The sequence below is a fragment of the Desulfosporosinus sp. FKB genome (assembly GCF_002196705.1).
Lineage (GTDB): Bacteria > Bacillota > Desulfitobacteriia > Desulfitobacteriales > Desulfitobacteriaceae > Desulfosporosinus.
The window spans coordinates 476,841-500,044 of the sequence record NZ_NADJ01000040.1; the positions used below are offsets into that span (position 1 = coordinate 476,841).

General features: G+C 44.5%; 25 protein-coding genes, 1 riboswitch and 1 other annotated feature. Of the genes, 7 read left to right on the forward strand and 18 right to left on the reverse strand.

Annotation, left to right across the window (positions count from 1 at the left end; translation table 11 throughout):
- Window positions 1-47 precede the first annotated feature (47 nt).
- Complete coding sequence (locus B5Y67_RS23775; RefSeq protein WP_088229069.1) at window positions 48-677, reverse strand: cyclodeaminase/cyclohydrolase family protein; 630 nt, start codon at window positions 675-677, stop codon at window positions 48-50.
- A gap of 44 nt (window positions 678-721) precedes the next feature.
- Window positions 722-2,767, reverse strand: a complete 2,046-nt coding sequence (locus tag B5Y67_RS23780; protein ID WP_088228852.1) for a urocanate hydratase — start codon at window positions 2,765-2,767, stop codon at window positions 722-724.
- Between the two features lie 334 nt (window positions 2,768-3,101).
- On the opposite strand from B5Y67_RS23780, the gene B5Y67_RS23785 reads away from it, so the two are divergent.
- Window positions 3,102-3,833, forward strand: a complete 732-nt coding sequence (locus tag B5Y67_RS23785) for an SGNH/GDSL hydrolase family protein (protein ID WP_242976101.1) — start codon at window positions 3,102-3,104, stop codon at window positions 3,831-3,833.
- Window positions 3,834-3,970: 137 nt separating this feature from the next.
- Here the strand turns inward: B5Y67_RS23785 and yhbY are convergent, their stop codons facing one another.
- The 8 genes from yhbY to rplU form a co-directional block, all read right to left on the reverse strand.
- Window positions 3,971-4,264: a ribosome assembly RNA-binding protein YhbY gene (yhbY, locus tag B5Y67_RS23790; RefSeq protein ID WP_088228854.1), complete on the reverse strand. Its 294-nt coding sequence runs from the start codon at window positions 4,262-4,264 to the stop codon at window positions 3,971-3,973.
- Window positions 4,265-4,345: 81 nt separating this feature from the next.
- Complete coding sequence (locus B5Y67_RS23795; RefSeq protein ID WP_088228855.1) at window positions 4,346-5,545, reverse strand: ABC transporter permease; 1,200 nt, start codon at window positions 5,543-5,545, stop codon at window positions 4,346-4,348.
- Window positions 5,542-6,747 (reverse strand): efflux RND transporter periplasmic adaptor subunit, encoded by a 1,206-nt coding sequence (locus B5Y67_RS23800; protein WP_088228856.1) that lies wholly within the window; start codon window positions 6,745-6,747, stop codon window positions 5,542-5,544. Before B5Y67_RS23800 ends, B5Y67_RS23795 begins: the two co-directional genes overlap by 4 nt.
- 36 nt (window positions 6,748-6,783) lie before the next feature.
- Window positions 6,784-8,058, reverse strand: a complete 1,275-nt coding sequence (gene obgE / locus B5Y67_RS23805) for a GTPase ObgE (RefSeq protein WP_088228857.1) — start codon at window positions 8,056-8,058, stop codon at window positions 6,784-6,786.
- 2 nt (window positions 8,059-8,060) lie between these two features.
- Window positions 8,061-8,567 carry a Spo0B domain-containing protein gene (locus B5Y67_RS23810; protein ID WP_242976102.1) on the reverse strand — a complete coding sequence of 169 codons (507 nt, stop codon included), beginning with the start codon at window positions 8,565-8,567 and terminating at the stop codon, window positions 8,061-8,063.
- Between the two features lie 220 nt (window positions 8,568-8,787).
- Window positions 8,788-9,093 (reverse strand): 50S ribosomal protein L27, encoded by a 306-nt coding sequence (rpmA, locus tag B5Y67_RS23815; protein WP_088228859.1) that lies wholly within the window; start codon window positions 9,091-9,093, stop codon window positions 8,788-8,790.
- A complete protein-coding gene (locus tag B5Y67_RS23820; protein WP_348982319.1) occupies window positions 9,087-9,533 on the reverse strand; it encodes a ribosomal-processing cysteine protease Prp in 447 nt (148 codons plus the stop codon). Before B5Y67_RS23820 ends, rpmA begins: the two co-directional genes overlap by 7 nt.
- A complete protein-coding gene (gene rplU / locus B5Y67_RS23825; protein ID WP_088228860.1) occupies window positions 9,439-9,750 on the reverse strand; it encodes a 50S ribosomal protein L21 in 312 nt (103 codons plus the stop codon). The genes B5Y67_RS23820 and rplU overlap by 95 nt, the downstream gene beginning before the upstream one ends.
- Window positions 9,751-9,765: 15 nt before the next feature.
- Window positions 9,766-9,848, reverse strand: a sequence feature (ribosomal protein L21 leader region).
- A 289-nt stretch (window positions 9,849-10,137) separates the two neighbouring features.
- Between rplU and B5Y67_RS26285 the strand changes: the two genes are divergently transcribed.
- On the forward strand, window positions 10,138-10,260 hold the full coding sequence (locus tag B5Y67_RS26285) for a hypothetical protein (RefSeq protein WP_282432805.1): 123 nt from the start codon (window positions 10,138-10,140) through the stop codon (window positions 10,258-10,260).
- A gap of 346 nt (window positions 10,261-10,606) precedes the next feature.
- Here the strand turns inward: B5Y67_RS26285 and B5Y67_RS23835 are convergent, their stop codons facing one another.
- Genes B5Y67_RS23835 through B5Y67_RS23850 form a run of 4 tightly spaced genes read right to left on the reverse strand, consistent with a single transcriptional unit; the run spans window position 10,607 to window position 14,347 of the window.
- Window positions 10,607-11,086, reverse strand: a complete 480-nt coding sequence (locus B5Y67_RS23835; protein ID WP_088228862.1) for a MarR family transcriptional regulator — start codon at window positions 11,084-11,086, stop codon at window positions 10,607-10,609.
- The gene (locus B5Y67_RS23840) at window positions 11,049-12,677 is read right to left on the reverse strand and encodes a DHA2 family efflux MFS transporter permease subunit (protein ID WP_088228863.1); all 1,629 of its coding nucleotides are present in this window, start codon (window positions 12,675-12,677) and stop codon (window positions 11,049-11,051) included. The genes B5Y67_RS23835 and B5Y67_RS23840 overlap by 38 nt, the downstream gene beginning before the upstream one ends.
- 15 nt (window positions 12,678-12,692) lie before the next feature.
- Entirely contained in the window at window positions 12,693-13,346 is a 654-nt protein-coding gene (locus B5Y67_RS23845) for an HlyD family efflux transporter periplasmic adaptor subunit (RefSeq protein ID WP_088228864.1), read from the reverse strand.
- Between the two features lie 17 nt (window positions 13,347-13,363).
- On the reverse strand, window positions 13,364-14,347 hold the full coding sequence (locus B5Y67_RS23850; RefSeq protein WP_088228865.1) for an efflux RND transporter periplasmic adaptor subunit: 984 nt from the start codon (window positions 14,345-14,347) through the stop codon (window positions 13,364-13,366).
- 248 nt (window positions 14,348-14,595) lie between these two features.
- On the opposite strand from B5Y67_RS23850, the gene B5Y67_RS23855 reads away from it, so the two are divergent.
- From B5Y67_RS23855 to B5Y67_RS23865, 3 genes are all read left to right on the forward strand, one after another.
- Entirely contained in the window at window positions 14,596-14,811 is a 216-nt protein-coding gene (locus B5Y67_RS23855) for a helix-turn-helix transcriptional regulator (protein ID WP_088228866.1), read from the forward strand.
- A 128-nt stretch (window positions 14,812-14,939) separates the two neighbouring features.
- On the forward strand, window positions 14,940-15,161 hold the full coding sequence (locus tag B5Y67_RS23860; RefSeq protein ID WP_088228867.1) for a DUF1659 domain-containing protein: 222 nt from the start codon (window positions 14,940-14,942) through the stop codon (window positions 15,159-15,161).
- A 60-nt stretch (window positions 15,162-15,221) separates the two neighbouring features.
- Window positions 15,222-15,449: a DUF2922 domain-containing protein gene (locus B5Y67_RS23865; protein WP_088228868.1), complete on the forward strand. Its 228-nt coding sequence runs from the start codon at window positions 15,222-15,224 to the stop codon at window positions 15,447-15,449.
- Window positions 15,450-15,567: 118 nt separating this feature from the next.
- Here B5Y67_RS23865 and B5Y67_RS23870 read toward each other — a convergent pair whose 3' ends face one another.
- A complete protein-coding gene (locus tag B5Y67_RS23870; protein WP_088228869.1) occupies window positions 15,568-16,026 on the reverse strand; it encodes a DUF134 domain-containing protein in 459 nt (152 codons plus the stop codon).
- 153 nt (window positions 16,027-16,179) lie between these two features.
- On the opposite strand from B5Y67_RS23870, the gene B5Y67_RS23875 reads away from it, so the two are divergent.
- Window positions 16,180-17,832, forward strand: a complete 1,653-nt coding sequence (locus B5Y67_RS23875) for an FAD-dependent oxidoreductase (protein ID WP_088228870.1) — start codon at window positions 16,180-16,182, stop codon at window positions 17,830-17,832.
- Between the two features lie 277 nt (window positions 17,833-18,109).
- On the opposite strand, the gene B5Y67_RS23880 is transcribed toward B5Y67_RS23875, so the two are convergent.
- Together B5Y67_RS23880 and B5Y67_RS23885 are read right to left on the reverse strand one after the other, a co-directional pair.
- Window positions 18,110-18,742 carry a hypothetical protein gene (locus B5Y67_RS23880; RefSeq protein ID WP_088228871.1) on the reverse strand — a complete coding sequence of 211 codons (633 nt, stop codon included), beginning with the start codon at window positions 18,740-18,742 and terminating at the stop codon, window positions 18,110-18,112.
- A 77-nt stretch (window positions 18,743-18,819) separates the two neighbouring features.
- On the reverse strand, window positions 18,820-19,071 hold the full coding sequence (locus B5Y67_RS23885) for a helix-turn-helix transcriptional regulator (RefSeq protein WP_088228872.1): 252 nt from the start codon (window positions 19,069-19,071) through the stop codon (window positions 18,820-18,822).
- Window positions 19,072-19,262: 191 nt separating this feature from the next.
- Between B5Y67_RS23885 and B5Y67_RS23890 the strand changes: the two genes are divergently transcribed.
- On the forward strand, window positions 19,263-19,661 hold the full coding sequence (locus B5Y67_RS23890) for a helix-turn-helix transcriptional regulator (RefSeq protein ID WP_088228873.1): 399 nt from the start codon (window positions 19,263-19,265) through the stop codon (window positions 19,659-19,661).
- Window positions 19,662-20,269: 608 nt separating this feature from the next.
- A riboswitch (cyclic di-GMP riboswitch) is annotated at window positions 20,270-20,355 on the reverse strand.
- A gap of 301 nt (window positions 20,356-20,656) precedes the next feature.
- Here the strand turns inward: B5Y67_RS23890 and B5Y67_RS23900 are convergent.
- A complete protein-coding gene (locus B5Y67_RS23900; RefSeq protein WP_088228875.1) occupies window positions 20,657-23,002 on the reverse strand; it encodes an FIVAR domain-containing protein in 2,346 nt (781 codons plus the stop codon).
- Window positions 23,003-23,204: the final 202 nt, after the last annotated feature.

Below are 23,204 nucleotides of genomic sequence, written 5' to 3' on the forward strand. Positions count from 1 at the left end.
TGATTAGAGTTATTATCTTATTCTATATAAACTCGATAATGTGCCTTTTATTTTAACTGCTCTAACACTTTCCCCTGACACGCTTCAAATAACCCATTTCCCTCGGATCGCAGGGCCTTACATTTCGTCAGTAAGTCCTCCTTCTTCTCGGGTGACTTTAAACCTATAGCATTGATCTGGACATTATACAAAGCCCCTTCTAAGCCGGACTTAAACATCAAGGCTGCCACTCCCATGTCACTTAAGGCATTAGGATTCCCTTTGTCTAATAAACCGGGAAGTTCACGCAGCCCTGCCAAACACTCCCGAGCAGTATGCAAGGGGATGACTGCGGCCATCAGTGTCGCCTCTTCCAAAGCCTCACGGCGCAGAGCTTTTTCCTCGTCGCCGTTCTTCGGGAGACTTAAAGCCTTCATAACAGCCTTAAACCCCTCAGTATCATCATCCACCAGCGCCAGCATAGACTCTTGTTTCTTCTCGGCAATGGCCAACAAGGATTTCATCTCCTCCTGAACGGAGGAAAACTTCTCCTTCCCGATAGTTAAGCGACAAACCATCGCCACCAACGCAAAGCCTTGGGCCCCGGCATAAGCAGCAACGCTCCCTCCCCCCGGCGCAGGTGACGAAGAAGCCACCTCCGAAGCAAACTCCCGCAAACTCATATTCTTTAACTCCAAACTCTGCTCCCCCAATCAAAAAACTCCCATCCAAGTTTAAAGCCCTAGTTTGACCGGCCCGGCGTATGGTCGAGCAAGTGTCTCGTTACCCTCTCTATGAGTTCCTCACTCGGAATAAACGGTATAGTAATATGCCCGGCACCATGATACCGTTCATTAAATTCAATGCTTGTCTCAACGGAATGACTATTGCGTGCCCAGGAACGGCGGGCAACGCCTCCCATAACATCCCATAAAAGAGCCGATTTAATAACCTTATCCACTCGTTCGCTCCCGTCAAGCACTAAGCCGAAGCCGCCGTTGATGGCTTTGCCGATGCCTACGCCCCCGCCGTTGTGCAGGGACACCAGACTCATTCCCCGGGCAGCATCACCGGCAAAACTCTGCACAGCCATATCGGCCATAACATTACTTCCGTCTTTAATATTAGCTGTCTCCCTGAAGGGGGAATCCGTACCGCTCACATCATGATGGTCCCGTCCCAGCATTACCGGACCAATTTCTCCCCGGCGGACTAATTCATTGAATTTAAGAGCAATTTTAATCCGCCCTTCGGCATCCTGATATAAAATTCTTGCTTGAGTTCCTACAACCAACTTATTCTTTTCAGCGTCCCGGATCCAAATATAGTTATCCCTGTCTTGCCCCCGGCGATCCGGATCAATGCAGGCCATAGCCGCTTCGTCCGTTTTATGCAGGTCTTCCTTTTTGCCGCTCAAACAAACCCAGCGGAAAGGCCCATAACCATAGTCGAAGAGTTCCGGTCCCATGATGTCTTCTACATAGGATGGAAAAATAAAACCGTCTTTCTCATCGACTCCATTTTTGGAAATTTCCCTGACCCCAGCATCATAGACCGCTTTCATAAAAGCGTTGCCATAGTCAAAGAAATAAGTTCCCCGTTTAACTAACTCCGAAATTAAATCAAAGTGGCGTCTCAGGCTTTGATCGACTCGCTTCTTAAATTCCTCGCGATTCGCAGCAAGCATCTCTGTCCGCTGGGCAAACGTTACCCCCTGGGGACAGTAGCCGCCTTCATAGACCACATGGCAAGACGTCTGATCGGAAAGCAAGTCAACCTTTATATTCTTTTGCACAGCATACTCCAGGAGATCGACCACGTTCCCGTGATAGGCGATGGACATGGGTTCCTGCTTCTGCAAATACTCCTCAGCAATTCTAAAGACTTCACCCAAATCAGACGACGCCTTAGTAACCCAGCCTTGTTCGTGCCGGGTTTGAATCCGCGATTCGTCAACTTCAGCGATAATCCCTACACCCCGGGCAATTTCAATAGATTTAGCCTGGGCACCGCTCATCCCGCCAAGACCTGAAGAGATGAATAAACGGCCTCTCAGATCTCCGTCATGCGGAACCCCTAATTTCATCCGCCCGGCATTAAGTAAGGTATTAAATGTTCCATGCACAATGCCTTGGGGCCCGATATACATCCAGCCTCCCGCGGTCATCTGTCCGTAATTGGCGACGCCCATTTGTTCAGCAATTTCCCAGTCTTTCTGATTGTCAAACATCCCTACCATTAGAGCATTGGTGATAATAACTCGAGGCGCTTCAGGGCGCGAAGGGAACAAGCCCACGGGATGACCGGATTCCAATACTAACGTCTGCTCATCGGTCAAGACTTCCAAATACTTTTTTATCAAACAATACTGCAGCCAATTCTGACAAACGCTGCCCGTTTCTCCATAGGTAACCAGCTCATAGGGATATAAGGCTACCTCAAAGTCCAGATTATTGTCAATCATCACCTGAAAAGCTTTTCCTTCAAGGCAGCTGCCTTTATAATCTGAGATAGGCTTTCCAGATAATCGACCTTCCGGGCGATAACGATAGGCATAAATTCTCCCCCGAGTGCGCAATTCTTCGAGAAACTCAGGAGCTAAGGTTTCGTGCAGCTCTTCCGGTACATAGCGCAGAGCATTTTTCAAAGCAATCTTCGTTTGTTCCGGGGTAAGACTATATCCCCGATCGGGCGCCCGGCGAATTCCTGCCACGAATTTCTTAGGCTCAGGCAATACAGCATCTAATTTAATGGTCATAGCTTGTGAGATATCCTGGTTACTGATCATCATTACCCTCCTTTTTTAGGCCGCTCGGAATTCCCGTCTTCACGTCTACTACCGCAGCAGCACAACACATCCGCGAGTTCGTTCCGAGCGAATGGCTTTTCCGGCTCCATAGGGTTCATCAACTAACAACTATCCCCATTTTCTTTCATTATGGTTTGCCAAACTTTCCCCTCTTACTATACCAGTTAATGCATCGATATCAAGATCTTTTGCCGGTCATTTTTAGGGCCAGGCCTCTCATGTAATCAATCGCAAATTTATTTGTTATTTAGACAAGTTTCCCCTTACTTCGCAAATAGATTATGAGATCATGAAAGATGAGCGCGAATGCACAATGAAACACGAAAGAGAGAAGAAACAAATGCTTGTTAAAAACAAACTAGCCATAATTTTATCCCTAGCAATAGTCTTCGCTGCGGTAAGTTTTGCCCTCCCTCAAAAAGCACTGGGGGCACAGAGTACTGTCATCACAGGCATTAAAAAGTTGAAAACGAATGACATCAACGCAGTCATTCTTGGCGATTCAATTGCAGTGAGCCGAGGCGCTTCAGATCCTTTAACCAAAGGCTGGAATTCAGATCTTAACACCTCTTTGAGCAAACTGTATGGACATCGTATAATCTGGGACAACAAAGGTTCCTCAGGAACACTTGTAGATTATTGTTTACAGCGAGCCGTTGAAATAGACAAAGATACTGACGCAGTGTTTATTTGCGTAGGGAGAAATGACCGAAATTTTTATCAGCCCAGCCAGTTCTCTTTAAAATATACTAACTTAATCCGTCTCATTCAAAAGGAAGCTCCCCAAGCAGATATATTCTGCATCGTCGAACCCCCGATGGTATCGACAGATGAATCCTTATTTAAAGCCATCAGATCCCAAATAATTATAGCTACTAACAATACCGGGGCACATTTGTTGGATGTTTGGAACGGTTTTCCAAGTAATCAAACGAATCTATCCGGCATCCTGTCAGATGGGCTTCATCCCCTGGACACGGGATATAGTCTAATGGCCAGTTACATTTCCGATCAATTGGCCAACATCATAAATAAAGACAATTAAAACATCAAAAGGTTTCGGGGAAACGCCCCCGAAACCTTTTTCATTCACTACCTGCTTCTAAATATATCTTCGTTATATATCTACGTCTGAAACTCCAACTCCAAGGATTCTCGCCAAAAGTCTTCTTTCCCCAGGCCCTAATCAGGCAAAACAATCTGCGGTTTTTCTTTTGACGGCCTGTAAAGCAAAAAATTCCGTCCGATGACTTGAACCAGCTCAGACCTTGTTTGTTCAGCCAGATTAGCTGCGACACTTTTGGGCTCTTCCAGGCAATTTTGCAGGACCCGCCCTTTAATCAATTCACGCGCTTCTAAGGCTTCGTTCGTCTGAGTAACAACACTTTCCCCAATTCCGCCCTTGCCGACTTGAAGAATTGGGTCCATTTCATTGCCCATCGCCCTTAAAAAACGTTTTTGCTTACCTTTTAACACAAAGTTTCCTCCTTAATTAAACGAAACGCCTTTGTTCCTTCTTTTTTAATCGGTCCTAATTCAATCTGTTTTACGCAAGCGTCATTCATATCTCAAAGCTGTAATCGGTTCAAGCTTCGCTGCCTGCAGCGCCGGGTAATAGCCAAAGAAAAGTCCGACTGCCAAGGAAAACGTCACGGCAAAGAGAATCGCCCACCCGGATAACAGAGGCGGCCAGTTTAAAAGATCCGCCGCCGTCAGTGCACTTCCCACACCCAGGGCAATCCCCACAATGCCTCCTGTCAGCGCTAAGACAATGGCTTCCAAGAGAAATTGCAGCAAAATATCGCGTTCTTTGGCCCCGACAGCTTTCCGCAAACCTATTTCATGCGTCCGTTCCGTCACCGATACCAGCATAATATTCATGATCCCAATCCCGCCGACCAGCAGTGAAATCCCGGCGACCAAGCCAATGATACTCGTTAAAATTTGCGTAATTTTATCAGCAGACTTTACTAACTGCTGGACATTATAGGCCTCATACTGATCAGTCGTTCCATGGCGCACATTCAAAATGCCTTTCGCTCTGGAAATTACACTGTCCAGATCAGATTCCTGATACGTTGCGCCCTCTAATTGGTCAACCCGAGTCGATTGGAAAATATCAGTCCAAGTCCCCCAGGGAACATAGGCATAGGAATTCTGAGGACCCACTTCAAACTGGGAAAAGGCCGAGGTATCCTTTGCCAGAACTCCGATAACTCTGCAAGGAACGTTTTGGATCATCACCTGCTGTCCCAAAGGGTTACCGGCTCCAAACAACGTATCAGCCAGGCTTTGGTCAATGACCACAACGCGGCGTTCCGCTTCATATTCCTCCCCGGAGAAAAAACGTCCCAAGGCCACATCCCGACTGCGCAAACCAGCGAATTCCGAGGTTGTTCCCACGATCATGGCCGAGGAATTTTTTTGATTGACTTCCAAAGCAGCATAGTTAACGCTTGCCGGAAGCAGCGTCTTTACTTGGGGCAAAGACCTTTTTAAAGTTTCACAGTCCTGCAGGGTCAAGCCGTTATCCTCAGATTGTGCCGTTTGGCTAACAGATTTTGGGTACAAGACAAAGAGATTGACGCCGCTCTTTTCCATTTCCTGCATTATGGCCGCCTTGCCGCCCAAACCGATGGTCACCACGGCAATAACAGCAGCAATTCCTATGACAATACCCAACATAGTCAGACCTGACCTCAGCTTGTTGGTCCGCAAACTAAACAGGGCTCCCCGCAAGGCCTCATACAGACTCATGCTCCTTCACTCCCCCAATCGGGAGTTACAGCCTGGCCTTCGGAAAGTTGATTCGTAGGATTGAGAACAATCAGATCCCCGGATTTAAGCCCGGCGGTAATCTCCTGATCGGTATCATTGCCGATCCCCACCTTGACCTCCGTTTTTTGAAGAAGCCCGTTCTGAATACGATAGACATAATTCTTGCTTCCCTCCTGAAATAAAGATTCCAGAGGAACCGCCAGAACATTCTTTTTCGTGGCCACAATAGCCTGGACTGTTACGGAATAACCCGGCTTCAACACAGCAGGCGCTTGATCCAAACGGACCGTCACCGCCACGGTTGGAGAATTGTTTCCCTGAGCGGATGGCTGAATGACCGCCTCAGGTGCGATTTCAGCAACAACTCCCGTCAGAGAGGTGCTTCCCAAAGTCTTGCTGGTTACAGTCACTTTTCCGCCCACCTTAAGCTTAGCGGCGTCCATTTCATTGAGCTGCAATTGCACATTCAGATGCTTCAGATCCGCTACCACCACTAAGGGCTGCTGGACCGGTGCCGGATTTCCGGCCTGAGCATTGACCTCAAGAGCTGTCCCGTCAAGGGTCGACTTGTAGGTTAATTGGTCTCTCTGGACCTGAGCAGCCTGCAAGGCTTCCCGGGCCTGCTTTAATCCGGCCTGGCTCTGGGCCAGAGTCCCTTCAGCCTGGTGAACAGAACTTCCCAGGCCGCTGCTTGCACTCCCCATATTACCGCTAATATTTCCGCCAACCGTTCCGCTGATATTAACAGTACCGACACCCGCTTGTGCAGCTCCGGCAGTGGCTGCAGAGCTTTGAACAGCATTCTGAGCTTGCTTCAAATCTGTTACATTACCTTGGGCAGCATTGACGGCAGCCTGCGCCGCATCAACATTCGCTTGAGCCTGAGCCACTTGGGCATTGGCCAAAGTCTGATCAAGAGCGACCAGGCCCTGACCGGTTTTGACAGAGTCTCCAGCTTTAACTGCAACTTTGGAAACAAGACCGGGGTTTAAGGCATACACATCCTGGCGCGAATTAGGAGCAACACTTCCCGTGGCATAAATGTCCTCCTGCATCGAAATCGGAGATACTTTGCCGGCACTGACTTTCAGTGGTGTCTGAGTATTTCGCCAAAGCCACCAGCCGCCAGCCGCTAGAAGGACAACTACGATTCCTATTCCCCACCAGAGACGTTTCTTCACAGTATTACCTCCAAAGGTCCAAATTCTTGTTGCTGCCTACTCCCATTCAAAGGTTACCCCTGCGATCTCCACGCTGTCTCCCTCTTTAATTCCCGCTTCACGCAGAGCATCGTCAACCCCCATGGCTTTTAAGATATTTTGAAAACGATAAACACTCTCTTCATGATCAAACAACGTCATGGCCACATGTTTCTCGATTTCTTTTCCTGTAATCAGATAATGATCATTATCTTTAATAATTTCGAAGCGCTTTTCCGGCTCAGCTTTCGTTATCAAATGTTCCTCATCATAGTTTGTAATTTCCGGCATCGGAATATCCGGCAAAAGTTGAGCAATCCGATAAATTAAGGCTTGCAGTCCTTCACCCGTTGCCGCGGAGATAGGGAAAACTTCCTGCCCTTCCTCCAGCTCATCCTTGAGGCGCTGAAGATTTTCTTCCGCACCCGGAATATCCATTTTATTAGCTGCAATCAGAAGAGGACGTTCAGCCAGGTCCGGACTATACAGTCTAAGCTCCTTCTGAATAATGCGAAAATCCTCCAGAGGATCTCGTTCTTCTGACCCGGAAATATCCAGGACATGCAAAATTAAGCGAGTTCTCTCCGTATGCCGCAAAAATTCATGCCCCAATCCCGCTCCGGTATGAGCACCTTCAATCAGGCCCGGAATATCCGCCATAACAAAACTCAGACCGTCTTCGAGATCAACGACCCCGAGATTCGGCACAAGAGTTGTGAAATGGTAATCGGCAATCTTAGGCTTGGCGGCTGAAACTTTAGAAATCAAGGTAGATTTCCCCACATTGGGAAATCCCACCAATCCCACATCTGCCAGGAGTTTCAATTCTAATCTCAGCCAGCGTTCCTCGCCTGGTTCGCCATTCTCTGCCAGGGTAGGAGCCTTGTTCGTATTGCTCATAAAGCGAGCATTTCCCCGGCCCCCTCTGCCGCCGGCGGCAACGATCACCCGTTGGCCATGTTCCGTAATATCAGCAATCACATTCCCGTTGTCATCATCCAAAACTACTGTGCCCACGGGAACACGCAGAACGACATCGTCAGCACTTTTTCCGGTCATATTCTTCGACTGTCCATGCTCGCCCCGATCCCCTTTATAATGGCGTTTATAGCGAAAATCCACCAGAGTACTCATGCCCTCGTCACCGACAAAAACAACATCGCCGCCCCGGCCTCCGTCTCCGCCGCTGGGGCCGCCTTCCGGCACATATTTCTCCCGGCGGAAAGCGACTGCACCTGCTCCGCCGTCGCCTCCCTTGACATAAATCTTTGCTCGATCATAAAATAACGACATGGCTATTCTCCTTGTATCCCAAAATAACTCATCTTCTCAAAGAGCACTTTTTCTTCATCCTCCAGAATAAACTGGCAAGAAAAGCCTTCGTTCTCTTCAAATAAATAGACCTCCGAATTCAAATCCGGCAATCCGTTATACTGCTGTACCTTCTCCAAACATTCTCTAGTGTACCCGAATAAGCTCTCTCCATATTCTTTTTGCCAATGATCCTGCCAAAAATCCTCCAGCCGCATCTCGTCCGGGAAACTCAAAGAGGTCGTAATATTAAGCTGCCTAAGGTGAATGACCCAGCTGAGCAGGATTGCCGAAAGCACCGGGACTGGAATTTGGCCAATCTTCTGCTCCTCCTGAGGCTTGATCACTTCGTGGATATAGGCAAGGGCCTTCTCCGACTGCTGGAGCTGTATATTCCCCATCACAACCTGCCAGTGGTTAAAAAAGTCATGCCGCTGCAGGCGATACCACTGGACCATCTCCGCTAATAACTGATGTTCAAGTTCTGACATTATCATCCTTTCCTCTCATTGGTAACTTAATTCCCCGTGAACTCCTTCAGCTCATGCTGAACAAGGCCTGGGAACCTCTCCCACTTTTAGAAACGGAAGTCTTACGATTGCATAAATTAGCGTGAAGTTTTGCCATGTATTTATGTATGTAATAAAAAACTTGGCAGGCGCCAAACATAGAAAGCCCCTGGGGAAATCCCAGGGGCGTAAGGGAAACAGCTTATTTTGCAGCAACTACCGGTGTTTTGCGTTCCGCATAAACGCTCACTTGTTTGTGCACCCTGTCTTTATGCTCAAATTTAACATAACCATCAATGAGTGCAAATAAGGTATCATCTTTACCGATGCCGCAATTTTTAGCGGGATGGAACTTCGTTCCCCGTTGGCGAACGATAATTGTACCGGCTGTAACGAATTGTCCGTCGCCTCGTTTTAACCCAAGACGTTGGGCATTACTGTCCCGGCCGTTTCTGGAACTACCTACCCCTTTTTTATGGGCAAAGAGCTGCAGATTCATGTTTAACATGGAGTCCACCTCCTTTGATCAATTAATATATATGCCGGCCCGTAGACCGCTTCTATTTGTTCGATACCAAGCTTTAGGGTTTGCAGAATCCACTGCGCCTGATCCAGTTCCTGCTCAGAAATTCCTGTCAGCTGACAAGAAAGAAAACCTTCGTCTTCCTGCACCTGAGGAGCCTGAGAAAGAAAATGTTCCAAACCATTGGCAGCAGCAATGCTCAGAGCGGAAACCCCTGCACAGACAATATCCTGACCTGCTTCGGCGTATCCGGAATGACCGGAGATCTCAAAACTGTGAATCCGCTTCTGCTCATCCAGCCAAACCAGGAAACGAATTCCCTCTTCTCCTTTAGGCTTGGAGTGCTTCGACGAGAACCTTTGTGTAAGGTTGACGATGTCCCTGTTTACGGCGATAGTTTTTCTTCGACTTATATTTGAAAACAATGACTTTCGCCCCTTTGCCGTGCTCTACAACTTTAAGCACTGCGCTAGCACCTGCTACAACAGGAGTACCAACTTTGACAACACCCTCTTTTTCCAAGAGCAGCACTTTGTCAATGGTCACCGTATCTCCAACATTCGCTTCCAATTTCTCAACGAGAATTTCGTCGCCTTCTTGGACTTTAAACTGTTTGCCGCCGGTTTCAATTACTGCGTACATAATTACATTACACCTCCCATACCCTAGACTCGCCATTGCAGGCCGGCTTTTAATCTCAAAAACCTGTTAATACCTGATTTGAGCGGTTGCGGTGAGAAGCCACCACATTTAGTTATTTTAGCATTTGATCACGTCATTTGTCAAGCAAACTCGTTTTGCTAAATGGGGACCTCTCACTTGTAGAAGTAGGAGCCTTACGATTGGCTAAAGTTTAAGCAAATAAAGTTAGAGCAGATGATTAATTGATTGAGAAATATTATACCAAAACCAGATGTAATCTAATAAACTTTAGAAATAATTCCAGGATATGTTATGGATGTAAAAGGAAAATTTAGCTCAGTGTGGAATATATACCTATCCATTTATATTATACGAGGAGTGAAAACGATGCCCTGGAAGCACCTTAATGATTCTCCCTTCCATCTGCCATCCCGCCAAGACTTATTAATTATTGCGGGGACCGTGGTTATTTGCCTTCTGATTATTGCATTTTTTGTCTGGCGTTCCTAATTTAGTTTCCCCTCCCCGAGCTCAGAAAGCCAAACTACGAGAATCCCCACCCCCATCAACGTTTAAACGTTCAATAAACTTAATGAAAGCGCCTAGCCCATAAAAAATGCTATCACGCTGAATGATGGACTCCATTCCCACCGAAGCAAGGTATGGAACCACTCCCACTTGTACAAGCGGGAGTCTTACGATTGGATAAAAGCGAAAAAGGCTCAGTTGAGTGAACATGATACGCTCCCTTGTGAACAGGGGACAGTTCAAAATCTCAGCTGAGCCTTTTAATTTTGTGAAACGATCTCTTCAGTTCTACAGTTTCTTCAAGGGTTTGTATCTTGGATAAGGCGTCTTAGGAGGGATCATTGCCTTTAGTCAATAAATTATAAAGGACCTCCAGCCCGCCAATTATCTTCTCGAGTTCCTCTTCACTGGCACCCTTGAGCGAATCCGAAATGTAATTGTTGAACAGTTCTTTAATGACGTTGTTTTTTTCAAATTCCGGGGATAGAGATAAGCGCACAATCCGGCGATTATTCTCGGGAATCTCGCGAATAACAACTCCCTGACCAACCAAGCGGTTGACAATTCCGGAAACCGTACTCTTAGATAATCCTATACAATCGCTCAGCTCATTTAAGGTAGAATAAGGGTGCTTGCTCAGACCAAAGATCAAACCTAATTGCGGACCAGTAAACCCATATTGCTGCGACTTTTCGAAGATCTGGTCCCGGTAGATTTTCTGAACCGCTTTGAATAAAAATACGATTCGCTCTGAAGGGCTCTCCGGAGGATTACTCCATAATTGCTGCGACTCCTGTTTCTGGTTCATGAGTCACCTTCTCTCCTTCCTGAGTTGGGCCCTTCTTCTGCCCAGTTGCTTTTTTAGGACTCATCATGAGAACCAGCACGATCGCCACGAAAACGATCGGCACAGTGAGAGCAACCGCATGATTCATGGCGTCCAGATAAGCTTGACCATAAATCACCTGTCCAATGGTCGCATAAGCATTTTCCATAGCATCCACTTGTGGTAACCCGTAACTCCAATAGACACCTTTCAACATGGTAATGACCGAGGAGGCCGTCCGATTAAAGGGAGTTATCTGTTCAGCCAGTCTGGCATAGTTAACATTAGTGGATCCGGAAATGATCGTCGTCATAAAGGTTACAGATACAGCTTGCAAAATACTGCGGATCGTCGTGGAAAGGGCGGTTGCTTTCCCGTATAAATGCCTGGGAACAGCGTTCATCGCAGCCGTGTTGACAGGCATCATAGCCAGACCAAGGCCGATTCCCCGGATTGCCGCAACAATCGTAATATAGGTCGAAGGGGTATCCATATTAAAGAGCGACATTTGATAGGTAGCAAAGGCAAGGATCAACAGCCCAGGCAGGGTAACCACTTTGGCACCGAACTTATCAAATATCGCACCACTGACAGGCATCATCAACCCTGAGGCAATGGCCGAGGGAAAAAGAATTAAGCCTGTTTGCATCGCCGTATAGCCTCTTAAATTTTGCAAGAATAAAGGAAGCACATAGACTCCGCCCATCAGAGCTAAGGTCGTGATCCCCGTAATAAATTGGCTGAGGGTAAAATCATAGATCTTAAGGACACGCAATTCCAGCATAGGGTTGGGATGGGTTAATTCGTTATAAACAAAGATCACAAGGCCAAAAACACCGAGGGCTATCAGCAGTGGAAATTTTACATTTCCCCAGTCAATAGTATCTGCTTCACCAAGGACATAGAGAAGGCTCACGATACCTACGATTGAAGACACTAAACCAATAAAATCAAAATCTCCTTTGTAGGGCACTAAGGGCGTGTCTTTAAGTAAAATACTTGCAAAGATAACCCCAAAGATACCGATAGGAACATTGACATAGAAAATAAAGCGCCAATCCATATATTGAATGATATAGCCTCCCAAGGTAGGACCGATAGCCGGAGCAGCCATAGAGGCAATCCCCCAGAAGCCTAAAGCTTTTCCCCGCTCATGAAGAGGGAAAATCTGCATAATATAGGACATCCCGACAGGCATGATAGCTCCCCCGCCCACTGCCTGAACAACTCGGAAGATAACCATCACATTATTGCTCCAGGAAAAACCACATAAGAAAGAACCAATAGTAAACAAACCCAGAGCACCAATAAAGAGCTTTTTGATACCAAAAGTATCACTTAAAAAACCGGTAATAGGAACGACGGCACCCATGGCCAAAGTATAACCCGTCAGTACCCATTTAATAGAGTCCAAATCCGTGCCGAAAACATTCATCATTTTAGGAATCGCAATATTAACAATACTGCTGTCCAACATAACCATAAAGGTACCTATGACAACCACAAATAAGGCTAACCACTTATAAGTGTTATCACCTGCGCCTTCCGGTTCAGGATGGTGATGTTCAGTCATACTTATCTCACCTCATCACTTGATGTGAATATGGACCACAGCATTTGTCCCTGGCAGAATTGAAGCATCGTTTTTATCAAGATTAATCTTTACTGGTATTTTTTGAATAACCTTGGTAAACGTTCCGCTCGTTGAGGTTGGCAGCAAAGAAAAGGCAGAGTTTGCGGCTTGACCCACATATTTGACTGTACCCGTAAATTGTTTGCTGCCAAATTGGTCAATCGTAAGATCGACTTTTTGGCCTGCTTTAACAGAACCAAGTTTTGTTTCTTCGATATTCGCCGAAACATAGAGCTTTGAAGGATCAATGAGGTAAGCAATGGTTTGACCCGGGGAAACAACCTCTCCCACAGTTGCTTGTTTCTTAATCACAATTCCATTGACCGGTGCTCTGAGAACCGTTTCATCGATGTTGGTGTCCGAAGGATTATCAATGCCCTGGCGGCCGATAATTTGGCCCTGAATCACTGTATCTCCTTCTTCGACATCTAACTCTACCAGTTTACCGGAGATCTGGGGACTGACAGCAACCAGGTCACCCGTTACGGTGGCATCCTCAGTGGAAACGTAATACGTATTTTGATACCAGTAATATCCTCCGATCCCGGCAAAGACCGCGATCATAACTACAAGAATTGCTAAAATCATTCTTTTACGCTTTTCGTTCATCTTATCGTATCGCCTCCTTACTTTTTAAGGCCTATTTCCGCCAGCATACCGGGTTTTAAAGCGGGATCCGGATTACTAATCTGGATTTTCACTAATACACTTGTATTTTGGGAGTCAACCACAGAGTTGACCATCGAAACAGTCCCTGTGAAATTTTTATCAGGAATCTCGGAAACTTTAACATCAACGTCTTGACCGACCTTAACACTGCCAGCAAGTCCCGCCGGTAAAGAGGCATTGACAAATAAAGAAGTATTGTTCGTAATCGTAAGTAAGGTTTCTCCGGGAGAAGCCAATTCTCCGATATTGATACTTTTGGCACTAATTGTTCCCGCTATAGGAGCCACAATGGTTCCATTAGCCAACATGGTTTTGGCATAATCCACGGCTGACTGAGCTTGTTGAACTTGAGCCTGCAGGGCAGCGATGGCTTCCTTGGTTTGCCCTTTCTTTAACAAATCCAACTGATCCTGGGCCGAGTTATACTGTGCTTGAGCAGCTGTGAGCTGAGTCTGAGCAGCATCTAACTGCGCTTGCGGAAGAGCTCCTGACTGTAAGAGCTGTTGATCCCGGTTATACGTCGTTTGAGCATTCGTATAAGCGCTTTTTGCCGCGTCTACCGCTGCCTGAGCCTGAGAAATCTGTTCGGGCCGCGCTCCGGCTTGAGCATTAGCCAAGTTAGCCTGAGCCGTTGCTACTGCTGCTTGAGCTTGGTTCACTTGAGCCTGAATATCATTCGTATCTAAGGTAACTAAAGTGTCTCCTTGTTTGACGACAGAACCAACGTCGACCGAAATCCCTGTAACCTTGGCGGCAATCTTTGTCGTGATATTCGCCTTATCATTGGCATTAATAATTCCCGCCATGACATAGACAGGTTTCGTCGTTTGAACATTGGTACTTGCTTTAGCAGCTGATTGACCTGCAGCCGGTTGACTCGTTGTACCACAGCCCGTCAGAACAACAGCCATGGCCAGCACGATTAAAGCAACTCTTTTCATTCCAATCCCCCTTATGTTTGTACTGCAACCGTTCGTGTGCATATTGTTTGCTAGCATGACTAATTTTCTTCCAAACTGGTGCACTTGTCAAGACCTAAAATTCATCATTTCCGGCATAATTTCTTCAAGTCTAAAAGCGAACAAGGCTTTTAATATGCCGCCTACCTATTTAATAACAGCCCTCGAGCACCACCTCAAGGGCATGTCCATATAATATTAGGATTAACCTATGAAGGAGGACCGAAGGTTTGAGTGAAAAAAAGGAAGCAGTCTATCATGGTCAAAAATTAAGACAAGCCCGCCTCAAAGCAGCAATTGGATCTCAGAAGGAATTAGCCGAAAAAACAGGCATTCCCGCTAATATTATCAGTGATTTAGAACGGGGCAAACGCCGCATGAGCCCTTCCTGGGCCCGGCGAATCGCCGAAGTGTTAGGAGGAGACTGGACAGATTACGCGGACTGAGCGAGGTGTGATTTCATTCCCAGTCTTTCCCCTATTGTGACAGGAAGTCATGACCTTCAATATACTGAAATTAGGACAAGCACTCTTCCCAAGAGTGAGGTCTAATAATTAAGAAAGGGGGTGAAATCATGCCAGTCGTCGCCAGTACCAAAGATTCCGTAATGGTCGTAACCTATCAGATCGGTTTGACCGATCAAGGTTCCCCGAAACTCAGCCAGCGCAGTTTCGCCAATATCAAATCCACCAGCTCAGACCAAGATGTCTATGATGTTGCCGCAGCCCTTTATAGCCTTCAGGACTACCCCTTAATCAGCGTCAGAAGAGACAACCGAGTCGACCTGACTCCGTAACGAAGGCCGAACAGGAATTTAATCACAAAAAGATAACCCTCAGAGAAAGGAGGAATCCCCGTGGCCAGTACCACTAAGAAAGTCCTGAGATTGACCTTCAACAACGCTGCCGGAAACGCCGTAACCATAACCATGCCCCAGCCAAAAGAAGGGTTGACTGCCGCCGACATTGAAGCCGTCATGGATCAAATCATTGCCAAAAATATATTCCTCACTTCCGGAGGCGAACTCATCTCCAAACGGGATGTAAAAATTGTTGATACGACAACCAACGACCTTTTCGATTAACTGAATTATGATTAATTGAATAGGTTACTGAAAATGTGATGGCGTCTATTAATTGCTTTAATTTATTGACGATAGGATAAAATAAAAGTGAAGGCACCGAGTTTACCGCCCGATGCCTTCACTTTTCGCAAGGTGTCTGACAACATTGCTTCTTATCACACTCAACTTTATTTGAGCCGCAGTGTTGGCAAATCAGCCCGCGTTCCTCATAGGTGACTGTCATCTCATTTCCACAAGACCTGCATTTGAAATAACAGACATTTTTCGTATAATGGCCGCCTTCAATCCTGATCGCTCTGTTGTCCATCAGTGCCTTGACAACCTTCCTCCGCGCCTCATCAATAATATTTTGAAAGGTTTGCCGGGAGATCTGCATCCGGACAGCACACTCTTCTTGGGATAGTTCCTCAATATCCTTCAGCCGCATGGCCTCTAATTCTTCTATTTTAAGCTGGATCTGTTTAAGTTGACTCTGTTCGCCCCCCTCCAAACAAGCGCATTTGCCCTTGGGGCAGGGAGCGAAAAACTTATTCTCAGGTATATGTTCAACCCGTCTCCATTTCACCGGTCTAGGCATAGGTCTCTCCTTTCGGTTCAATCTGCTCTTCCAGATACTTACTTGAGGATAACACGATTATTGTCAAATGCCAATAATCGTGTTATTATTTTCATGAATTCAGTTACCCCTTAGGGGTGGGGTTTTAATCTATAAGCCGAAGGAGACGTTGTGATGGGCAAGAAAGTAGTCATAGTCGGCGGAGTAGCTGGAGGAGCCAGCGCCGCAGCACGGTTACGTCGTCTGGATGAAGACATGGAAATCATCATCTTTGAACGTGGAGAACATATTTCTTACGCAAACTGCGGTTTACCCTATTATGTCAGCGGAGTCATTAACCAAAGGGACGCTCTGCTTGTTCAAACACCCGAAGGCATGAAAAAACGCTTTAACATCGATGTCCGAACCTTTAGTGAAGTCACCCGTATTTTCCCCGCAGAAAAAGCTGTGGAGGTCCAGGAAGCTTACGGTAAAACTTATCGCGAAACCTATGACCAATTGATCCTTTCTCCCGGAGCGGCACCGCTTCGCCCGCCGATTCCCGGAATTGACGACATCGAAGCATTAGTCGTGCGCAACGTTACAGATATTGACCGTATTAAACAATATATTGATGAGAAGCAACCTCGATCAGCTGCCGTCGTAGGCGGTGGATTTATCGGCCTGGAAATGGCAGAAAATCTGCAGCATAAAGGAGTAGACACCACGCTGATTGAAATGAGCAATCAGGTCATGGCTCCCTTAGACTATGAAATGGCTGCCATTCTGCACGAACATATTTTCAACAAAAACGTTGACCTGATCTTAGAAGACGGAGTAAAATCCTTCACCCAAGATGGAGATAAGACTATCATCACCCTGCAAAGCGGTAATCAGGTTGAGACAGAATTGATCATCCTGGCCATCGGAGTTAAACCCGAAATTAAACTCGCTAAGGAAGCCGGACTGGCTATCGGCGAATTAGGCGGAATCAAAGTCAACGAAAAGCTCCAAACCTCAGATCCTAACATTTTCGCCGTCGGCGATGCCATTGAAGTGAAACATTTTGTCACCGGAAAGCCTGCTCTCATCCCTCTGGCAGGTCCCGCCAATAAACAAGGCCGCATCGTCGCCGACGTCATCGCCGGCCGTGACAGCAAATATGAAGGAACTCAGGGAACCTCCATTGCCAAAGTCTTTGATATGGCAGCAGCCTCTACCGGTGCTAATGAAAAAATGCTTAAAAAATACGGAATTCCTTACGAAGTCATCTTCACTCACTCCGGCTCCAATGCCGCTTATTATCCCGGTGCTACCCGCTTGTCCACAAAACTTCTCTTTGACAAAAGCAACGGCCGAGTCCTGGGAGCACAAATTGTCGGCATGAACGGTGTCGATAAACGAATCGACGATATTGCCGGCGTCATCCGCCGCCAAGGCACCGTCTATGACTTACAGGAACTCGAATTAGCCTATGCTCCTCCCTTCTCCTCCGCCAAAGACCCGGTCAACATGGCCGGCTACGTAGCAGAAAACGTCATCAATGGTGATGTCCGCATGGTCCAATGGTATGAAGTCAAAGATATGAACCCCAACGATGTCTGTATTATCGATGTCCGTACTATCGAAGAACGACGCGGAAAATTCATCCCCGGCTCCATCCATATCCCCATCGACGAACTCCGCGACCACCTCTCCGAACTGCCAAAAGACAAGGACATTGTCGTCTACTGCGAAATCGGTCTACGTGGTTACGTTGCCTACAGAATGTTAACACAGCACGGCTTCACCCGCGTCAGAGATTTGACCGGAGGTTGGGTGACCTATTTCCCCCCAGTATTTGGTTAAGAAACAAACGTGTTTCAGATTTTAATAGAGATATATTAGATATAAGACATGTTAGTCATGTATTAGAGAATCTCTAAATCATATATAATTGTTAAAAAGGAATCCCTGAAGGCAATTAGTTTACGCCTTTCAGGGATTCTCTGTCCGTTTATCTGTTTTAAAGTTTATATGGTTATATGGTTATATGGTTATATGGTTATATGTTTATCTTTTATCTGTTTGCTTGTTTGTCTGTTTCTTTATATAAATTAGAGCTTACTGCTTAGCCCAGGATCTCCTACTTACATATCTCCCTATACTTAGATAACTCAGCAGTATACAGCTCTCGATCTTTTGTCATCTTTTTGGTCATTTCAACAGGATCAATATCAGTGGCCTGATTCGTCAATGTCAATTGTTTATAAATAAGCAATGCCTTGAAGTCCAGATTGTACGCAGATAAATAAGATTGTAACTCATATGGATTGATGGCTCCAGTTGGATCATTAGGTACTTTTAAGGCGTATAGTTTATCATTGATATTTGATACTTTATCTAAGCTCGCATTGACAGAATCAACTTTACTTGGGTCGGTCGTATTGGTGAGGTCATCTATTTCATGTAAAAAAACCTCCGTGTCGTCAAAGAACTTAGCAAATGCTGCTTTATCCAATTTCTCTGTTTTATTAACAGGGTTACTAGTATCTTGAGTTTTACCGACTTGTTGATTAGTGTCATTAGTTTTACTAACTTGACTATTAGTATCTTGAGTTTTATTAATTGGCTGATTAGTATCTTTAGATTGAGCCGACTGAGCAGCATCTGACGTCGTTTGTGGAGAAACCCCAGAACTTTGGGTTTGGGTTTTTGAACTTCCACACCCAGCCAAAACAATTGATACCATAATAATTGCAACGAAAAGCTTCTTCATGTTCACACCCTCCAGATTTTATTATATACTACTTTGACATTGAGGGCATGTGGTTTTTATCACAAACATTTTCTAACTTAACTCTGTAGTTTCCTGTGGGGTAACTCCTCCTCATTTAATAATTCCGGGCCCGAAGTAAACTGTTCAGGAGAAACATTTAATACCTTTAACAGTTTTATCCATTGATTTGGTGTACCTTTATATAATCCCCGCTCGATTCGAGTGAGATATTGCTTCTTCAGTCCCGTTTTCAATTCTAAATCTTGCAGAGTCATTCCCCTATATAACCGCCAATTTTTCAAATTCCGACCGAAATGATTCTCATCCATTTCATTTGTCTCCTTTAACTTTCCAGTATTTTGAATTAACAATATTAAGCATTATAACACAGATGTCCTAATTTGCGAACCTCAAAGGGTTTTATTTCTCTAAAAAAGAACATGACATTATAATCATTATTAGCAATCTCTTATGATTTTTAGAATAAATGGCAAGTATCTAAGAAAGGAGGGTAAACCTTGTGCCAGAACTCGGAAAAAAGCTTAAAGAAATTCGCTTAACAAAAGGTCTCAGCGCTAAAGAACTATCGATACGATCCGGGGTAGCTCGCAGTCTTATCAGTCAATTAGAAACTGGTAAACGTCAATCCACCGGCATAGATACCATTAGCCGTTTAGCACTGGCCCTTGAGGTTTCCCCTACCGTCTTTCTTAGCAGCGACTCTCTTCCAACATCACTAGCAAACTTAGGAACTTCCGAAGATTCTCAAAACAATCAGGAACCAACTCAATTTACGCTTAAAGAAGAAAGTCGGCCTTACCTGCGTGTCGTTCAAAAAGCAGAAGAAGCCGGTCTCTCGCCAGACCTTCTGGAAGATCTGCTGGACATTATCGTTAAACTCCGTTCAGAGTCTCGTTGACCTGAAGAATCGAACTAAATGATTTTATAAATGAAATAATCCCTGATGGCCAGAGACAGTGCCACAGGGATATTTCTGCTTCATATAAATTATTTAATCACCTTGGATCTGAACCAAATATTCATTATGATTCTTTGTCCTCTGGTTGTTCTAAATTCTTGCATGTCTTTAGAAGAATTGACTATTTAGTTCCCATGCCCTCTCAAGCATGTTCATCAAAAATTAAAAGAATCCTGAATGGAGGTTACTTCAGCCATTCAAGATTCTTAGTTTCAACTATGAATTCCTAATTTAAGACACCTTTCGCAAGAAGTATTCGGCAAATTATTAATTATCATTTTGCAGGAACAACACGGTTCGTTTAGATCCCTTGAATCTGTTCGATGCGAATCATTCTCTTTTCGATCTTTTCGTTCCGATAATTCAGATATTCTTTTTTCTTTTGAGTGAGCTCCATAATTAAAAAGTAATAAAATTGTCAAGAGAACGAGATAAATTAATACGAATTTCATGTCGATCCCTCCAATTCAGAAGATAACTCATGTCGATAATTTTAATAAAATAAATCGCTTACCTAAAAGGCAAAGCGATAATCAGCAATTTGTTCGTTTGGCGGCTTGGCAGTCATCAGCTTTACCTGGGAAGACCCATAGCTTTGCGTCCTTAGTTTTCACTAAGTTTGCCCTTATCGCAATATATTACTATTAAGTGTTAAGCAATTGTAACACGAAGAATGTAAATATTATGTCGAAATAAATCTTTTTAATGTAAAATTTTACTCCATTTTTTAATTTTCTACAACAGAGTATGACAAAGTAAGGGTTATTCAGGATGAAGTTTAAATAAAGGTTAGGGTCTCGGTCCCTAATTCTATTTAAACTTATTACAGTTTATAGCGGACTTCTTGCTTTAGGTTCGACTGTCTACAGAAAACAAAACCTCAAATCCTTGCGGCAAGGACTTGAGGTATCATCATGATTTTTCCATATCTATCATTAATCGTTCGTCATATATGAGCCATTCTTAGCATTGGACAATATTTTGTTTACGTCGTCTACCAATTTTTGAATTTCTTCTAACAGTAATTCAGAACCTTTGACTGATTTCGCTGCAACAATCGCCTTATCATAGTTACCTTTATATCTTCCAACAGCACCTTTTATCCCTGCTAAGGCAAAATCAGAAAATTGTTCCGTTCCATCGTTGATTAATTGTAAACTTCGAGGAGGTACAGTTGTTGCATTTACACTATTCACTGTTTTTTGAACTTCATCCAGAGTTAAGTCAGATCCCTTGGTTTTCAAGGCTTTCGCTATTGCGCTATCGTATTTTTCTTTGTCAGTTATAATAGCTTTTGTCACCCCAGCTATTGAAAAGTCATTATATAGCTCTGTTCCTTCATTAATTGCAGCTAAGGCAGTTGCTGCTCTTGCGTTTACATTGTCTACTGCAGCTTGTACTTCATTTAGGGTTAAATTTGAACCCTTTTTATTAATATCAGTTATGATTTCTGTATCATAGAATCTTTTGAGTGCGCCAATGGCTCCTTTTACTCCCGCCATTGCATAATTAGAGAAATCCTTTGTTCCTTCATTAATTAAGTTTAAGGCTACAACAGCAGCGGCCTTATTAACCTTGTCTACTTGAGTTTGAACTTCAGATTTTGTTAAAGGAGGTCCATTTGATTCTCTTGCTGCTTGTATTGCCGCATCATATTGTGCCTTGTTTTTGGAAAAAGCATCTTTTATTCCGGCCGTAGCGAAATCATCAAAACTTTCAAGTCCTCCGTTGATTAACAAAAGTGCGCTCCATGGAGCTGTAATATTTACTTCATCTACAATTTCTTGCACATTAGCAAGTTCTAACATCGAACATCGTTTTCCTCGTTCCGTCGCTATTGCAAGATCATAGCGTTCCTTGTTAGCCTCAGCTGCTTTTGTTATTCCCGCTGTTGCGAAATTAGAAAAAATCTCAGTCCCAGCATTAATTGACGCTAAGGCGCTTGAAGCAGCTGCTGCGTTAACGTTATCCACTGCTTCTTGCACTTCAGCTAATGATAAACTAGTCCCTTTCTTTTTCAAAGCTGACGCAATTGCCGTATCATATTCTGACTTGCTTGTTTTAATCGCTTTCTTTACTCCTGCCGTTGAGAAATCCGTAAAAATTTCCGTTCCTCCATTAATAGCAGTCAAACCGGCAGCGGCAACAGCCTCGTTTACTTTCTCTATTGTTTTCTGCACTTCTTTTAAGTTCAGATCTGATCCTTTCGTTCTCTGATCATCTGCTATGGCAGAGTCGTAACCTGCCTTGTTAGCCTTAAGAGCGTTCTTTATTCCGGCAATTGCAAAATCCGAAAAGTCTTCTGTTCCTTTATTAATAGCAGCTAAGGCTGCTGCAGCTGCTTTTGCATTTATACTATCTACTGCTTTTTGAACTTCAGCAGTAGTTAAGCTAGTCCCCTTGATTCGCAAAGCATCAGAAATAGCAGAATCGTATCCTGCCTTGTTCCCTTTAACGGCATTCTTTACACCGGCCATTGCAAAATCAGGAAAAGTCTCTGATCCCGCATTAATTGCGGATAAGGCAGTCTCGACATTGCTTGTATTTGTGCTTTCAACTATTTTCCGAACTTCAACCAGGGTTAAGTTTAAGCCCTTAATTTCCTTAGCATCTGCGATTGCCGCATCATATTCCGCTTTGTTAGCTTTAACCGCTTTAGTTATTCCGGCCTTTGTGAAATCTTCAAATAACTCTGTTCCACTGTTAATTGCTGACAGTGCATCTGCAACGATAGTTGTATTCACGCTATTCACGGTATTTTGCACTTCATTTAAGGTTAATCTGGATCCTTTAATTTTGAAAGCAGCTGCAATAGCAGAATCGTAGTTCGCTTTGTTAGCTTTAACCGCTTTGGTTACTCCCGCAGAGGCGAAATCATCAAACACCTCTGTTCCAGCATTAATTGATAATAAAGCGTTTGCGGCAGCTGTTTTATTTGCACTATCTACAGTTTTTTGAACCTCAGATAGGGTCAAGCTAGACCCTTTAATTTTCAGAGCAGACGCAATAGCGGAATCATATTCTGCTTTGTTTGCTTTAATAGCTTGAGTTACTCCAGCTGTTTTAAAATCAGAAAAATCCTCTTTCCCACTATTAATAGCTGATAATGCTATCACTTTTGCGGATGCGGATTTATTACTTTTACCGAGATCATTAGCCATATACCTTATGTTTCCTGATCCAATAGTTTGGGCTTGTGCAGACTGAATAGGCACACCATTTAAGAGGAGAAGATTCATTGTGAATAAAGCAATTTTAACCTTAAGTCCACTAGAAAGCACATTAGTTCACACTCCTATATGATATATTACAAAAAATACAATCTATCCCCCTCTTTCAAAGCTAAACCTTATATGTAAATTCTATCCATGATTTAAAAATCCTGTTAATATTTTTACTTTTTCTAAATATTAATGAACTTATGTGACAGAATTACTGCATCGATTAATGATCTGAATGCCCCTCCCACTACTATCTGTAACT

Excerpts from the sequence above, each read along its gene's own strand:
- B5Y67_RS23835 (WP_088228862.1), bottom strand. The coding sequence starts at position 11,086 with ATGAACCAGAAACAGGAGTCGCAGCAATTATGGAGTAATCCTCCGGAG.
- B5Y67_RS23885 (WP_088228872.1), bottom strand. The coding sequence starts at position 19,071 with ATGGATGAGAATCATTTCGGTCGGAATTTGAAAAATTGGCGGTTATAT.
- B5Y67_RS23880 (WP_088228871.1), bottom strand. The coding sequence starts at position 18,742 with ATGAAGAAGCTTTTCGTTGCAATTATTATGGTATCAATTGTTTTGGCT.
- B5Y67_RS23840 (WP_088228863.1), bottom strand. The coding sequence starts at position 12,677 with ATGACTGAACATCACCATCCTGAACCGGAAGGCGCAGGTGATAACACT.
- B5Y67_RS23875 (WP_088228870.1), top strand. The coding sequence starts at position 16,180 with ATGGGCAAGAAAGTAGTCATAGTCGGCGGAGTAGCTGGAGGAGCCAGC.
- B5Y67_RS23780 (WP_088228852.1), bottom strand. The coding sequence starts at position 2,767 with ATGATCAGTAACCAGGATATCTCACAAGCTATGACCATTAAATTAGAT.
- B5Y67_RS23860 (WP_088228867.1), top strand. The coding sequence starts at position 14,940 with ATGCCAGTCGTCGCCAGTACCAAAGATTCCGTAATGGTCGTAACCTAT.
- B5Y67_RS23810 (WP_242976102.1), bottom strand. The coding sequence starts at position 8,567 with ATGTCAGAACTTGAACATCAGTTATTAGCGGAGATGGTCCAGTGGTAT.
- B5Y67_RS23785 (WP_242976101.1), top strand. The coding sequence starts at position 3,102 with ATGAAACACGAAAGAGAGAAGAAACAAATGCTTGTTAAAAACAAACTA.
- B5Y67_RS23870 (WP_088228869.1), bottom strand. The coding sequence starts at position 16,026 with ATGCCTAGACCGGTGAAATGGAGACGGGTTGAACATATACCTGAGAAT.
- B5Y67_RS23795 (WP_088228855.1), bottom strand. The coding sequence starts at position 5,545 with ATGAGTCTGTATGAGGCCTTGCGGGGAGCCCTGTTTAGTTTGCGGACC.
- rpmA (WP_088228859.1), bottom strand. The coding sequence starts at position 9,093 with ATGTTAAACATGAATCTGCAGCTCTTTGCCCATAAAAAAGGGGTAGGT.
- B5Y67_RS26285 (WP_282432805.1), top strand. The coding sequence starts at position 10,138 with ATGCCCTGGAAGCACCTTAATGATTCTCCCTTCCATCTGCCATCCCGC.
- B5Y67_RS23845 (WP_088228864.1), bottom strand. The coding sequence starts at position 13,346 with ATGAACGAAAAGCGTAAAAGAATGATTTTAGCAATTCTTGTAGTTATG.
- rplU (WP_088228860.1), bottom strand. The coding sequence starts at position 9,750 with ATGTACGCAGTAATTGAAACCGGCGGCAAACAGTTTAAAGTCCAAGAA.
- obgE (WP_088228857.1), bottom strand. The coding sequence starts at position 8,058 with ATGTCGTTATTTTATGATCGAGCAAAGATTTATGTCAAGGGAGGCGAC.
- B5Y67_RS23850 (WP_088228865.1), bottom strand. The coding sequence starts at position 14,347 with ATGAAAAGAGTTGCTTTAATCGTGCTGGCCATGGCTGTTGTTCTGACG.